This window comes from Micromonospora sp. NPDC047521 (assembly GCF_055587305.1).
In genome coordinates, this window is record NZ_JBVJGN010000020.1 from 30303 (window position 1) to 43361 (window position 13059).

Sequence of the window (13059 nt, forward strand, 5' to 3'; positions counted from 1 at the left end):
ATCCCGCCCCGCCTCGTGCCGCTGACGGTCAGCGCCGGTCGACCGGCGGGATGACTGTGGTGGCCTCGCTGTCGTCGCCGAGGCGCTGCTCGGGCACCGCGCGGTCGGTGCCACCCGGGACCACCTGGGTCGCCTCCGGGTCGACGCTCGCCACCTGCGTGGCGTCCGGATCGGCGGGGCGGACGACCACCTGGGTGGCCTCGGAGTCGGCGGACGGGCGTACCACCTGGGTGGCCTCGGAGTCGGCCGACGGGCGCACCACCTGGGTCGCCTCGGAGCCGGCCGACGGGCGCACCACCTGGGTCGCCTCGGAGTCGGCGGACGGGCGTACCACCTGGGTGGCGTCCGGGTCGACCGGCCGCGTCACGATCTGGGTCTCCTCCGGATCGCTTGTGGGTGCCGACGCGCGGGCCAGCTCGGCCTCGGCGTCGCGGCGGCCGGCCCGGTACGCGCGGGCGTGCGCGGCGATCTGCTGCGACTCCTGCTCCGCGCGGGTCAGCCAGGCCTCCCAGCGGCTCTGCATCGGACGGATCAGACCGCCACCCACGCCCACGACGAGGATGCCGCCGATGGTGGCCAGCACGGCGATCAGCACGGGGGTGGTGACCGCGGTGGCCACGCCGATCTGGTTCAGCGCGGCGATGACGCCGAGGCCGAGGATGAACACCGAGGCGATGGTGGCCAGCACCCGGCCGTACGACAGGCCGCCGAGCGCGCCGCTGATGAGGTCCTTCACGGCGTTGGCGATGGCCGCGGCGACCACGACGATGACGATCGCCACGAACGCGCGGGGCAGCCAGGAGATGACCGCGCCGAGCAGGTCGGAGATCGGGTTGGGGCCCCAGATGCCGAACGCGAGCTGGAGGGTGAACAGCAGCACCGCGTAGTAGGCGAGCTTCGCGACGATGTCGCTGGCGTCGTACCGGGATCGGCTCAACGCGCGGCGCACGCCGCCACGTTCGACGGCGCGGTCGAAGCCCACGCGTTCGAGGACCTTCTCCACGATCTTCAGCACGGCCTTGGCGATCAGCCATCCGGCCACCAGGATCGCCAGGAAGGCGACGGCCTTGGGCAGGAAGAGCATCACCGAGCGCAGGGCGTCGCCCACCGCGTCGCTGACGTTGTCACTCATCTGGTCATTCCTTCACGCGGGACAGCCGAACGGTCAGCCCCGACCTACCCCCGAGCACCGGCGGGGAAACGCCGCGCTTGGTGACACGGGGTCTGGCGCGGGGACAGCCTTGGCAATATTCTCCGGAGTGCGTGCGGCCACTGGAGCTACTTTTCATCCCCCCGCCGTCGGCCGCAGGAGGAGACTTTCATGCACGTCGACCACTCCGAAGTGGACCGCCGGACGCTGCTGCGGGCCGGTCTCGGCGCCGCCACGGTCGCCGTCGTCGGGAGCGAGCTGGCCTTTCCCGCCACGGCTCAGGCCGCTCCGGGCGCCGATCTGGACTGGATCATCAGCTGTGACGAGTGGGCGGCGCGGCCGCCGAAGGACCCGCTGTCGATAAGCGCCATTCCCACCAACAAGATCATCGTGCATCACATGGCGTTCCCGAACGTCACCGACTACTCCCGCGAGCAGGCGGTCAAGCTGGCCCACGACTGCCAGGACCTGCACATGGACGGCAACGGCTGGTCCGACACCGGCCAGCACTTCACCGTCAGCCGGGGCGGCTACGTGCTGGAGGGCCGCCGGGGCAGCCTGGAACGCCTCGAAGCCGGCGACAGGCAGATGATCTCCGCGCACTGCCCCGGCGAGAACGGTCGGGCCATCGGCATCGAGAACGAGGGCACCTACGTCACCGAGACGCCACCGGAGGCGCTCACCGACTCGCTTGTCAAGCTGTGCGTCGCCATCTGCCGCCAGTACGGTCTGCACGCGTACGACATCTTCGGACACTGGGACTTCCGCACCACCCAGTGCCCCGGCGCGGCCTTCTACAGGCAGTTCCCCGAGCTTCGCCGCCGGGTGCACACGGCCCTGGGCACCAAGCCCGGTGACGTGCCGGCGCGCCGCTGGCCGGACCTGTGGCGCTTCGTCAACTCCCCGTCGGTCCGGGTCGTGCAGCACCTGCTCGCCTTCCGAGGCTACGCGGTGACGGTCAGCGGCACGTTCGACGCCGCGACAGTCGCCGCCGTGCAGGACTGGCAGGCCCGCAACGGCATCGCCGTGGACGTGGACGCCACGCTCACCACGCCGACCTGGGAGACCCTGGCGCCGGAGCTGGACCAGCACGCCACCGGCGCGCCGGTCACCGCCGTGCAGGAGATCCTGGCCACCAAGGGGTACGCGCTCACCGTCACCGGCGCGTACGACCACGCCACCCGGGCGGCCGTGCAGGACCTCCAGGCGCTGCACAACCTGCCGCGCAACGGCAAGCTCAGCACGAGCACGTGGTGCGCGATCGTCGGCGGTACGGTCCGCCAGAGCCTGCGGCACCGCTGAGCCGAACGGCGGCGGTGCGGGGCACACCGCACCGCCGCCCGGCCCGCACCCAGTCACGGGGCTGACCAGCACCGCGTCTCTCTCGGCCGGTTTGATCCGCCGTCCGGCCGGAAAGAGAGCCGGGCATGACATGGGCCCGTCGAGCCGTACCCGCCGTCGCCGCCGCCATGGCGGCGCTCGCCGCGCGGGACCTCCTCCAGCGCGACCACGCGCTGCTGCGCACCTTCCCGGTGGTCGGTCGCGCCCGATATCTGCTGGAGGCCATCGGGCCGGAGCTTCGGCAGTACATCGTGGCCGGCAACAACGAGGAGCGTCCGTTCACCCGCGACCAGCGCCGCTGGGTGTACGCGTCGGCGAAGCAGCAGAACAACTACTTCGGGTTCGGCACCGACAACGACATCGAGTACACCCCCGGCTATCCGATCATCAAGCACCGCACGTTCGGCCGGGCCGTGCCGCCGTCGACTCCTGGCGCCGGGCACGACGTGCGGCTGCCGTGCGCGAAGGTGCTCGGCGCGGCCCGGGGGCGCGCCCACGCGTTCCGGCCCGAGTCGGTGGTGAACATCTCCGGGATGAGCTTCGGCTCGCTCTCCGGCAACGCGATCACCGCGCTCAACAAGGGGGCGGCGCTGGCCGGTTGCCTCCAGAACACCGGCGAGGGCGGCCTGTCGCCGTACCACCGCAACGGCGGTGAACTGGTCTTCCAGCTCGGTACGGCGTACTTCGGCTGCCGCGACGAGCACGGCCGGTTCAGCCTGGACCGGCTCAAGGACCTGGTCGCCGGCGCACCGGTGCGGGCGTTGGAGATCAAGCTCAGCCAGGGCGCCAAGCCCAGCCTCGGCGGGCTGCTGCCCGGCGCGAAGGTGTCCGCCGAGATCGCCGCGACCCGGGGCATCCCGGCCGGAGAGGACTGCGTCAGCCCGTCCCGGCACGCCGAGTTCTCCGACTGCGACAGCCTGCTCGACTGGGTGGAGTTGCTGGCCGCCGAGACGGGCCTGCCGGTCGGCATCAAGTCAGCGGTCGGCGACCTCGGCTTCTGGCAGGAACTGGCCACCCTGATGCGCGACACCGGCCGGGGCGTCGACTTCGTGACGATCGACGGCGGCGAGGGCGGCACCGGCGCCGCGCCGCTGATCTTCACCGACTCGGTGTCTCTCCCGTTCCAGCAGGGCTTCTCCCGGGTCTACAAGGTCTTCGCCGAGCACGACCTGCACGAACAGGTGGTGTTCGTCGGCGCCGGCAAGCTCGGCCTGCCGGACAACGCCATCGTGGCCTTCGCGCTGGGCTGCGACATGGTCAACGTGGGTCGGGAGGCGATGCTCTCGATCGGCTGCATCCAGGCGCAGAAGTGCCACACCGACACCTGCCCCACCGGCGTCGCGACGCAGAACGCCTGGCTGGCCCGAGGCCTGGACCCGACCCTGAAGTCGGTCCGGGCGGCCAACTATCTGGCGACGCTGCGCCGCGACCTCACCAAGGTCGCCGAGGCGTGCGGCGTCGAACACCCAGGCCTGATCGACACCGACGCCGTGGAGATCCTGGACGGTCGCACCGGCTCCACCCCACTGCACGAGGTGTACGGCTACCGACCGGGATGGGGGCTGCCGTCGCCCGCCGACCAGGCGGAGATCATCCGACTGATGACCCCGGAGGTGCCGCAGGGCGGCAGCGCCCCGCCGTCGGCCACCGCCGTCGGTTGACCTCCCGCCCCAGGTCGGCAGGGGCGATAACCCCGTGCGGCCGGCGGCGCCGCACGCCTATGGTGGCGCGGTGCTGATCAGACGCGAGACACCCGCCGACGTCGATGCCATCCGGGCGGTGCACTCCGCGGCCTTCGTCGCGCCGGCCGGCGGTGACGGCGTCCCCGTCGAGGCCACCCTCGTCGACGCGCTGCGCGCCGACGACTGCTGGCTACCCGCGTACTCCCTGGTGGCGACCGACGCGGACGGCCAGGTGGTGGGGCACGTGGTGGGCACCCGCGCCCGGGTGGCCGGTGAGCCCGTGGCGGTGGGCCTGGGGCCGCTGGGCGTGCTGCCCGGGTGGCAGCGGCGCGGGGTGGGCAGCGCGTTGATGCACGCGGTGCTCGGCGCGGCCGACGCGCGCGACGAACCCCTGGTGGTACTGCTCGGGCACCCCGACTACTACCCGCGCTTCGGGTTCCGGCCGGCGGTCGAGGTGGGCGTCACCCCGCCGCGGCCGTGGGGCCCGCAGTACTTCATGGCCCGCCCGATGAACGCGTGGCGCGACACGATCCGGGGCGAGTTCCGCTACGCCCGCCCGTTCGACGACCTGTGATCCCGCCGCACGTCCGCCGCCGCCGCGCCACCGACCTGGATGGATGTGTCGCGGCCCTCGCCGAGGTGCACCGGGTCGACGGGTACCCGATGAACTGGCCCGCCGACCCGCACCGGTGGTTGTGCGAACCGCGACCGGCACGGGCCTGGGTCGCCGTCGCGCCGGACGCGGCCATCGTGGGACATGTCGCGGTGCACAGGTTGTCCGAGGCCGACCGGCCGACAGCCGAGGTGGCGCGCCTCTTCGTGGCGCCGGCCGCGCGCGGGCTGGCGCTCGGCGACGCGCTGCTGGCCCGCGCCCGACGGTGGGCGGACGAGCGCGCGATGGACCTGGTGCTCGAGGTGGCCGTGCGGGACGCCGCTGCCGTCGCGCTCTACGAACGCACCGGGTGGCGGTGCACGGGCACCCGCACGGCACCGTGGACCGCTCCGGACGGCGGCCCGGTGTCGTTGCGGGAGTTCACCGTCCGCGCCCGGCCCGCCCCGGACTGACCGGGCCCGGTTCGGCGGGCTCGGCCATCGCCGCCAGGCGGCGCGCCAGACCGGCGGCGGCGTCACGCAGCTCCGCGGGCTCCACCACCTGCACCTCGTAGGTCAGGCGGGCGATGTGCGCGGCGAGCCAGTCCAGATCGTCGCCGCCGACGAGCAGCACACACCACCCGTCGCGGTCGTCCTCGACGCGGCCCACCTGCGGCGGCACCGACGCCCGCACCTGGTCGGGGTGGGCGCGTACCCGCACCCGGGCGACGTACCGGTACGGCGACCCGGTGACCGACCGCTGCACGAAGGCGACCGGGTCGGGATGCGCGCGGGGCCGGAAGCGCCAGGTCGTGGCCACCGCCGTACGCATCCGGTCCAGGCGGAACGTCCGCCAGTCGGCCCGATCGACGTCCCAGGCCATCAGGTACCACCGTCGGCCGGTGGTGACCATCCGGACCGGCTCGACCGTCCGCTCGCGCTCCCCGTCCCGTCCGGGGTAGCCGAACCGCACCCGCACCGCGTCGCGGCAGGCCCGTGCCAGCATCACCAGCAGCTCCGCGTCGATCTCGACGACCGGCCCGATGAGCGTCTCCGTGGCGCCGTGCACCGCCCGCACCTCGGCGCGCAGCCGTGACGGCATCACCTGGTCGAGCTTGGCCAGCGCCCGCAGGGCCGCGTCGCCCGCCCCGGTGACCGTGCCCCCGGACGCCAGCCGCAGGGAGACGGCGGTCGCGATCGCCTCCTCGTCGTCAAGCAGCAACGGCGGCAGCCGGGTGCCCGCGCCGAGCTGATAGCCGCCACCGACACCTGACACCGCGCGCACCGGATACCCGAGCGTCCGCAGGCGTTGCACGTCGCGGCGGACGCAGCGGTCGGTGACGCGCAGCTGCGCGGCGAGGTCGGCGGCCGTCCAGGACGGTCGTCGTTGCAGCAGCGCCAACAACCGCAGAACCCGCTCGGTGGTCGCCTCGACACTCACCCGCCGATCGTTGCACGGATCTAGGAACGATCCTGTCCGCGATTTCCGAAAGGCTGGGACCATGACCGACGAGATCAGGGAGCTGCCATGCCACGCGACGTGCAGATCACGTTCGACTGCGCCGACCCGGCCGCGCTGGCCAGGTTCTGGGCCGAGGCGCTCGGCTACCGGCTGCAGGGCCCGCCCGGCGGCTTCGAGTCGTGGGAGCAGGCACTCGACGCGATGGGCGTTCCGCCGGAGAACCGCAACGACGCCTCGGCGGTGGTCGACCCCGAGGGCTCCCGACCACGGCTGTTCTTCCAGCGCGTACCCGAGGGCAAGCAGGTCAAGAATCGCGTCCACCTGGATGTCCGCGCGGCGCCGGGCCTCGCCGGGGACGAGCGGATGGCGGCCCTCGAAGCGGAGGCCGAACGGCTCGTCGCGTACGGCGCCACCCGGCTCGCCCGACACGAACCCGCTCCCCCGCTGGGCACCGGCCACCTCGTCATGGCCGACCCCGAGGGCAACGAATTCTGCCTCGACTGATCGACACGTGACCGCGTTCGCCCAGGTCACTGTCGTGGCGACAGGCGCTATGCGAACATGTGTACGTGTCGCCCGGGGCCACCATCCTGCACGCCGACCTGGACGCCTTCTACGCGTCGGTCGAGCAGCGCGACGACCCACGCCTGCGAGGACGCCCGGTGATCGTCGGCGGCGGGGTGGTGCTCGCGGCCAGCTACGAGGCGAAGGCACGGGGCGTCCGCAGCGCGATGGGCGGCCAGCAGGCACGCCGGCTGTGCCCCGACGCGATAGTGGTGCCACCGCGCATGTCGGCGTACACGGTGGCGAGCCGAGCGGTGTTCGAGATCTTCCGGCGGACCACCCCGCTGGTCGAGGGGCTCTCCATCGACGAGGCGTTCCTGGACGTGGGCGGCCTGCGCCGCCTGGTCGGGCCCCCGGCCGACATCGCCGAGGGTCTGCGTCGGGAGGTCCGCGAGCAGGTCGGCCTGCCCATCACGGTGGGCGTGGCGCGGACGAAGTTCCTGGCGAAGGTGGCAAGCGGGGTGGCGAAACCGGACGGGCTGCTGGTGGTCGCACCCGACGGCGAACTGGCGTTCCTGCATCCGCTGCCGGTCGAGCGGCTCTGGGGTGTCGGTCCGATCACCGCCGCGAGGCTGCGCGAACGCCGGATCCGTACGGTCGGCGACGTGGCCCGGCTCGGTGAGGCGGCGCTGGTCTCGCTGCTCGGCGCGGGCGCGGGCCGGCACCTGCACGCTCTGGCCCACAACCGTGACCCCCGGCCGGTGCAGGTGGGCCGCAGGCGTGGGTCGATGGGGGCGCAGCACGCGCTGAGCCGCGCCCCGCACGCGGCGGCCGAGCTGGACGCGATCCTCGCCGGCCTGGTCGACCGGGTCACCAGGCGGATGCGGGCCGCCGGACGGGCCGGACGCACGGTGGTGCTGCGGCTGCGCTTCGGCGACTACACGCGGGCCACCCGCTCGCACACGGTGGGCAAGGCGACCGCGGACACCACACAGGTGCTCGCCGCCGCACGGGCGCTGCTGCGGGCGACCCAGCCCGAGATCGACAGGCGGGGCGTGACCCTGATCGGCGTCTCGGTGGGCAACCTCGACGACAACCCGGTCCAGCCGGAGCTGCCCTTCCAACCCGACCCCGGCACCGACCTCGACGCGGCGGTCGACGCGGTCCGCGACCGGTTCGGATCGGCGGCCCTCACCCGGGCGGTGCTGCTCGGCCGCGATCCCGGCGTCGAGATGCCGCTATTGCCCGACTGATGGCCGCGTTTCCTGCGATCGGTGACACATCACAGCAGGTCGGCGGTTTAGCCGACCGCCCACGGGTGACCCTTGAGGGGAACAGCCTGACGAGGGGGGCCCTACGATGTCCGACGACACCAGCAACCGACCGAGCCGTCGCGTCGAGCGTCCGCACGACGTGACCGACCCACTGCTCTGGCAGCTCGCGGTCGACGTGCTGAGCGCCCACGAGCCGGACGACGAGGGGCACTGCCGCAATCTCCAGTGCGCCGGCCAGGGGTGGCCGTGCGAGGCCCGCACCGGCGCCGAGCACTCGCTGCGGCTGGCCCGCGGCGAGTCCACGTCGGTCGAGATGACAGTCGACGACGTACGGGACGAGAGCCGCCCCGGCTGGCCCGGCGGGACCGCGCCGCGCTGGGGCCGCAACGCCGGGCCGCTGCCCGCACAGCAGCGGGAGCAGAGGGCGTCCGCCACCGCGGCCTGACCGCGACCCGCGTCGTCACGCGCGAACGCTCGGCCGGTGACCCGGCCGAGCGTTCGTGCGTCATGCGTCGTGCGTCAGAGGCTGAGCCGCTGACCCGGGAAGATCAGACCCGGGTCGGCGCCGATCAGCTGCCGGTTGCGCTCGTACAGCGCCTGCCAGCCGCCGGTCGAGCGCTGGCGGTCGGCGATCTCCGACAGGGTGTCGCCCGGCTTGACGGTGTACGTCTCGCCGCCCGCCGCGGGCGCGGTGCGCTCGTTGTCGCGCGTCGCCGGCTTCTCGCCGCGCGACGGCCCGGGCTTCGAGCTCGACTCCGTCGACTTCGTTGACTTGGTCGACTTCGTTGACTTGGTGGACTTCGTTGACTTGGTGGCGGAGCCGCCCGACGAGCCGCCCTTCTTGCCGCAGGTCGGCCAAGCGCCGATGCCCTGCCCGTCGAGCACGTTCTCGGCGACGGCGATCTGCTCGCCGCGGCTGGCCAGGTCGGCGCGTGCGGCGTACTTCTTGCCGCCGTAACCGGCCCAGGTGCTCTGCGAGAACTGCAACCCGCCGTAGTAACCGTTACCGGTGTTGGTCTTCCAGTTGCCGCCGGACTCGCACTTGGCGATCGCGTCCCAGTTGACGCCGGCCTGCGCCGGGGCGGCCGGGCCGAAGAGGGCGACAGCACCGGTGACCGCGCCGACGGCAAGGGTGCCGACGGCGAGGCGGCGGGTGGTGACCCGTCGATGACGGGGCGTGTGAGCAGAAGTCATGAATTTCCTCCACGCCGGCGAGGTGAGCTGTCGGGTTCGGGCCGAGGAGCCCGGCCGCGCGGTGGCGGCTTCACCCCGAGGTGACGTGCACCGGAAAACCTGGGTCCCCCGCTCCTGCCCGGTGGACTGGGTTCCGACGACCGGGGGCAGGATTTGGCGTTGCCGGCCGTGGTGTCCGCAGTGGCGAACCCGACCGACGTTAGGCACGGTCGGTGACGAACGCCCACTCGCTGTGAAGTTCTTCACCGGGCAGCGCTCCGCGTTGCGCCCACCGGTTGCGGGCCTCGCGGCACTGTGCAGTGACCACGATGGACCGTTTGCGATCAGCGCTCTGGGCGGAGCCAGGCGACGATTCGACGCAGCAGCTCGACGTGGCCTGGCGACTCGTACGACCGGCCGTCGTGGCCGAGGGCGCTGTAGACGATCCGGCTGTCCCCTGCCGTGCGGGCCCAGACGAGCGGGTGGAAGACGCCGCCCTCCCGGTGCCCGTAGAGCGGCTCGATGTGGACGCCATCGACCCGTTCCAGGTCGGTGTAGCGCTCGTCGAAGACCTCGATGTCGCCGAGCCCTTCGGTGATCGGATGCGCGACGGCGGTCCGCCGGATGAGACTGGAACCGATCGGCGGATGGAACGAACGGCCGTGCTCCCAGGCGGCGCCGATCGTGGCACGCCAGCTCGGCACCCGGGGGAACGCGAGGGTCGCGCTGTGGACGGCGAGCAGGTTGCCGCCGCCGGCCAGGAAGCCGTCGAGAACGAGCCCGAAGAGCGCGTCGTCGGGGACCGGGGAGGACCGGTCGGCGCTCGCGTTCACCACCAGCAGTCGGGCACCGTCGAGCGCGGTAGCGAGCCGGTCGACGGACGTCACGACGGCGGCACCACCGATCATGTCCGCGAGGATGGCGCTGGTCTGCGCCAACGGGTGCCAGGGGTCGCCGTGCGGCCCCTGGCCGCTGAAGATCACTGTGCCGACAGGCACGGGCCCTCCCGGAATCGACGTTCGGGCAGAGGTCAGGGTCGCGTACCGGCGGGGCCCCTGCCGGGTGCCCCGCCGGTCGGAGCGACTACAGGGTGCGGGCCAGCCGGTCGGCGAGCGTCCGGGTGAAGCGGGCCGGGTCGGCCAGTTCGCCGCCCTCGGCGAGCACCGCCAGGCCGTACAGCAGCTCGGCCGTCTCGGTCAGGGTTTCGGAGGAGTCGCCCTGCTCGTGGGCCTTGCGCAGCCCGGCGACCAGCGGATGACCCGGGTTGATCTCCAGGATCCGCTTGGTGGACGGAATCTCGTGCCCCATCGCCCGGTACATCTTCTCCAGCGTCGGGGTGAGATCGTGCGCGTCCCCGACGACGCAGGCCGGTGAGGTGGTCAGCCGCGACGACAGGCGGACCTCCCGGACACTGTCGGCGAGGGTGGCGCCCAGCCATTCGACGAGCGCGGCGAACTCCTGCCGCTGCTGCTCACGTTCGGTCTCGGCCTGCTGCTTCTCCTCGTCGGTGTCCAGGTCGACCTCGCCCTTGGCGATGGAGCGCAACTGCCGGCCGTCGTAGGTGCCGACCCGCTCGACCCACACCTCGTCGACGGGGTCGGTCAGGAGCAGCACCTCGTGGCCCTTGGCCCGGAACGCCTCCAGGTGCGGAGAGTTCTCGATGGTGGCCCGGGAGTCGCCTGTGGCGTACCAGATGTCGCTCTGGCCGTCCTTCATCCGCGAGACGTAGCCGGCGAGGTCGGTGGGCTCGGCCGGGTCGTTGGTGGACGCCAACGACAGGATCTCCAGCAGGGTGTCCCGGTTGTCGGTGTCGTCGATCAGCCCTTCCTTGACGACAGTGCCGAACTCGGTCCAGAAGGTGCGGTACCGCTCGGGGTGGTTGGCCTTGAGGTCCTTGACCGTGGCGAGGACCTTCTTGACCAGACGGCGGCGGACGATCTGGATCTGCCGGTCCTGTTGCAGGATCTCGCGGGAGATGTTCAGCGACAGGTCGTGCGCGTCGACCACGCCCTTGACGAAGCGCAGGTAGGTGGGGACCAGCGCCTCGCAGTCGTCCATGATGAACACGCGCTTGACGTAGAGCTGGACGCCGCGGCGGCCCTGCGGGGCGAACATGTCGAGCGGGGCGTGGCTGGGCAGGAACAGCAGCGCCTCGTACTCGAAGGTGCCCTCGCCCTTCATGTGCACGACCTCGAGGGGGTCGGCCCAGTCGTGGCTGACGTGCTTGTAGAACTCGTTGTACTCGGCGGCGTCGACCTCGTCGCGGGGCCGCGCCCAGAGCGCCTTCATCGAGTTGAGGGTCTGCACCTCGCTCGTGGCGTCCGCACCGTCGGCGCCGGGGCGTTCGACGGTCATCCGGATGGGCCAGGCGATGAAGTCGGAGTAACGCTTGACGATCTCGCGGAGGGTCCACTCGGAGGTGTAGTCGTGCAGGTTGTCCTCGGTGTCGGCGGGCTTGAGGTGCAGGGTGACAGACGTGCCCTGCGGCGCCTCGTCGACTCCCTCGACCGAGTACGTGCCCTCGCCTGCGGACTCCCAGCGGGTGCCGCCGGTCTCGCCGGCCTTGCGGGTGAGCAGGGTGACCCGGTCGGCGACCATGAACGCGGCGTAGAAGCCGACGCCGAACTGGCCGATCAGGTCCTGCGAGGCGCGCGCGTCGGCGGACTCGCGCAGCTGGCGCAGCAGCTCGGCGGTGCCCGACTTGGCGATGGTGCCGATGAGGCCGACCACCTCGTCGCGGGTCATCCCGATGCCGTTGTCCCGGACGGTGAGGGTGCGGGCGTCCCGGTCTACCTCGATGGCGACGTGCAGGTCGTCGGTGTCGGCGACGAGGTCCTTGTCGACCATGGTGGCCAGCCGCAGCTTGTCCAGCGCGTCGGACGCGTTCGAGATGAGTTCCCGCAGGAAGACGTCCTTGTTCGAGTAGATCGAGTGGACGACCAGTTGGAGGAGCTGACGCGCCTCGGCCTGGAACTCCAACGTCTCGGCCTGGTTGCTCACACCGTCTCCCTTCTGTCACGTGCGGAGGTTCGCGCAAAGGATACGAGTCGTCACCGGGTGGGCGGTGGGGGCGTCCGGGTCGTATTCCCGATCCGGGCGCGCCGCCCTCGTGACGTAGCTGACTTTGGCTAGCATAAGCCAGCCCGGATAGCCTGACGCCCATGAAGATCTCTGGAAGCACCGCCCTCGTCACCGGCGCCAACCGTGGCTTCGGCCGCCACCTCGCCGCCGAACTCGCCTCCCGGGGCGCCACCGTCTACGCCGCCGCCCGCAACCCCGACACCGTCGACCTGCCCGGCGTGACGCCGGTACGCCTCGACATCACCGACCCCGCCTCGGTGGCCGCCGCCGCCGAGCTGGCCGGCGACGTGAACCTGCTGATCAACAACGCGGGCATCGACACCCGGACCGACCTGCTCGACGGCGACCTGGACCTCGTCCGGCTGGAGTTGGAGACCCACTACATCGGCACCCTGTCGACGATCCGGGCGTTCGCGCCGGTCATCGCCGGCAACGGCGGCGGGACGATCCTCAACGTGCTGAGCGTGCTGTCCTGGTTCGGCTCCCCGGCCCACCCGGCCTACAGCGTCGCCAAGTCCGCCGAATGGTCGATGACCAACGTGCTGCGCGTCCAACTCGCCGAGCGGGGCGTCCGGGTCGCCGGCCTGCACGTCGGCTACCTGGACACCGACATGGCCGCCACGGCCACCGGCCCGAAGTCCGACCCGGCCGCCATCGCCCGGATCGCCGTGGACGGCATCGAGGCCGACGCGTACGAGATCGTCGCCGACGACCTGAGCCGGCAGGTGCAGGCCGGGCTGGCCGGCGGCGTCGCCGCGCTCTACCCGCAGCTCCCCTGACCTCCGACGCGACGGGCCGCCG

13 protein-coding genes and 1 riboswitch are annotated in these 13059 nt (G+C 72.2%); of the genes, 8 read left to right on the top strand and 5 right to left on the bottom strand.

What is annotated here, in order from left to right; all coding sequences use genetic code 11:
• Positions 1 to 28: 28 nt before the first annotated feature.
• The gene (locus tag ACZ6N8_RS28885) at positions 29 to 1132 is read right to left on the bottom strand and encodes a mechanosensitive ion channel family protein (RefSeq protein WP_466013908.1); all 1104 of its coding nucleotides are present in this window, start codon (positions 1130 to 1132) and stop codon (positions 29 to 31) included.
• A 189-nt stretch (positions 1133 to 1321) separates the two neighbouring features.
• Between ACZ6N8_RS28885 and ACZ6N8_RS28890 the strand changes: the two genes are divergently transcribed.
• From ACZ6N8_RS28890 to ACZ6N8_RS28905, 4 genes are all read left to right on the top strand, one after another.
• Positions 1322 to 2452, top strand: a complete 1131-nt coding sequence (locus ACZ6N8_RS28890; RefSeq protein WP_466013910.1) for a peptidoglycan recognition protein family protein — start codon at positions 1322 to 1324, stop codon at positions 2450 to 2452.
• Between the two features lie 125 nt (positions 2453 to 2577).
• Positions 2578 to 4152, top strand: coding sequence for a glutamate synthase-related protein (locus ACZ6N8_RS28895; RefSeq protein WP_466013912.1), 1575 nt, complete (start codon positions 2578 to 2580; stop codon positions 4150 to 4152).
• Positions 4153 to 4222: 70 nt separating this feature from the next.
• A complete protein-coding gene (locus tag ACZ6N8_RS28900) occupies positions 4223 to 4747 on the top strand; it encodes a GNAT family N-acetyltransferase (protein WP_466013914.1) in 525 nt (174 codons plus the stop codon).
• Positions 4744 to 5238 carry a GNAT family N-acetyltransferase gene (locus ACZ6N8_RS28905; protein WP_466013916.1) on the top strand — a complete coding sequence of 165 codons (495 nt, stop codon included), beginning with the start codon at positions 4744 to 4746 and terminating at the stop codon, positions 5236 to 5238. The genes ACZ6N8_RS28900 and ACZ6N8_RS28905 overlap by 4 nt, the downstream gene beginning before the upstream one ends.
• Here ACZ6N8_RS28905 and ACZ6N8_RS28910 read toward each other — a convergent pair.
• Positions 5207 to 6205, bottom strand: coding sequence for a helix-turn-helix transcriptional regulator (locus ACZ6N8_RS28910; RefSeq protein ID WP_466013918.1), 999 nt, complete (start codon positions 6203 to 6205; stop codon positions 5207 to 5209). The two genes, ACZ6N8_RS28905 and ACZ6N8_RS28910, sit on opposite strands and share 32 nt — an antisense overlap.
• An 87-nt stretch (positions 6206 to 6292) precedes the next feature.
• On the opposite strand from ACZ6N8_RS28910, the gene ACZ6N8_RS28915 reads away from it, so the two are divergent.
• From ACZ6N8_RS28915 to ACZ6N8_RS28925, 3 genes are all read left to right on the top strand, one after another.
• Positions 6293 to 6730 carry a VOC family protein gene (locus ACZ6N8_RS28915; protein ID WP_466013920.1) on the top strand — a complete coding sequence of 146 codons (438 nt, stop codon included), beginning with the start codon at positions 6293 to 6295 and terminating at the stop codon, positions 6728 to 6730.
• A gap of 65 nt (positions 6731 to 6795) precedes the next feature.
• Complete coding sequence (dinB, locus tag ACZ6N8_RS28920; RefSeq protein WP_466013922.1) at positions 6796 to 7983, top strand: DNA polymerase IV; 1188 nt, start codon at positions 6796 to 6798, stop codon at positions 7981 to 7983.
• Positions 7984 to 8089: 106 nt separating this feature from the next.
• On the top strand, positions 8090 to 8449 hold the full coding sequence (locus tag ACZ6N8_RS28925; RefSeq protein ID WP_466013924.1) for a hypothetical protein: 360 nt from the start codon (positions 8090 to 8092) through the stop codon (positions 8447 to 8449).
• A gap of 74 nt (positions 8450 to 8523) precedes the next feature.
• Here ACZ6N8_RS28925 and ACZ6N8_RS28930 read toward each other — a convergent pair whose 3' ends face one another.
• The 3 genes from ACZ6N8_RS28930 to htpG all read right to left on the bottom strand — a co-directional run bounded on the left by ACZ6N8_RS28930 (position 8524) and on the right by htpG (position 12177).
• Positions 8524 to 9198: a transglycosylase family protein gene (locus ACZ6N8_RS28930; RefSeq protein WP_466013926.1), complete on the bottom strand. Its 675-nt coding sequence runs from the start codon at positions 9196 to 9198 to the stop codon at positions 8524 to 8526.
• Positions 9197 to 9367, bottom strand: a riboswitch (cyclic di-AMP (ydaO/yuaA leader). (Overlaps the previous gene by 2 nt.)
• A 154-nt stretch (positions 9368 to 9521) precedes the next feature.
• Positions 9522 to 10175, bottom strand: coding sequence for a ThuA domain-containing protein (locus ACZ6N8_RS28935; RefSeq protein WP_466013928.1), 654 nt, complete (start codon positions 10173 to 10175; stop codon positions 9522 to 9524).
• 85 nt (positions 10176 to 10260) lie between these two features.
• Entirely contained in the window at positions 10261 to 12177 is a 1917-nt protein-coding gene (gene htpG / locus ACZ6N8_RS28940; RefSeq protein WP_466013930.1) for a molecular chaperone HtpG, read from the bottom strand.
• A gap of 161 nt (positions 12178 to 12338) precedes the next feature.
• Between htpG and ACZ6N8_RS28945 the strand changes: the two genes are divergently transcribed.
• On the top strand, positions 12339 to 13037 hold the full coding sequence (locus tag ACZ6N8_RS28945; protein WP_466013931.1) for an SDR family oxidoreductase: 699 nt from the start codon (positions 12339 to 12341) through the stop codon (positions 13035 to 13037).
• The last annotated feature ends 22 nt before the right edge of the window (positions 13038 to 13059 follow it).

Excerpts from the sequence above, each read along its gene's own strand:
- ACZ6N8_RS28885 (WP_466013908.1), bottom strand. The coding sequence starts at position 1,132 with ATGAGTGACAACGTCAGCGACGCGGTGGGCGACGCCCTGCGCTCGGTG.
- ACZ6N8_RS28890 (WP_466013910.1), top strand. The coding sequence starts at position 1,322 with ATGCACGTCGACCACTCCGAAGTGGACCGCCGGACGCTGCTGCGGGCC.
- ACZ6N8_RS28895 (WP_466013912.1), top strand. The coding sequence starts at position 2,578 with ATGACATGGGCCCGTCGAGCCGTACCCGCCGTCGCCGCCGCCATGGCG.
- ACZ6N8_RS28915 (WP_466013920.1), top strand. The coding sequence starts at position 6,293 with ATGCCACGCGACGTGCAGATCACGTTCGACTGCGCCGACCCGGCCGCG.
- ACZ6N8_RS28925 (WP_466013924.1), top strand. The coding sequence starts at position 8,090 with ATGTCCGACGACACCAGCAACCGACCGAGCCGTCGCGTCGAGCGTCCG.
- ACZ6N8_RS28930 (WP_466013926.1), bottom strand. The coding sequence starts at position 9,198 with ATGACTTCTGCTCACACGCCCCGTCATCGACGGGTCACCACCCGCCGC.
- ACZ6N8_RS28945 (WP_466013931.1), top strand. The coding sequence starts at position 12,339 with ATGAAGATCTCTGGAAGCACCGCCCTCGTCACCGGCGCCAACCGTGGC.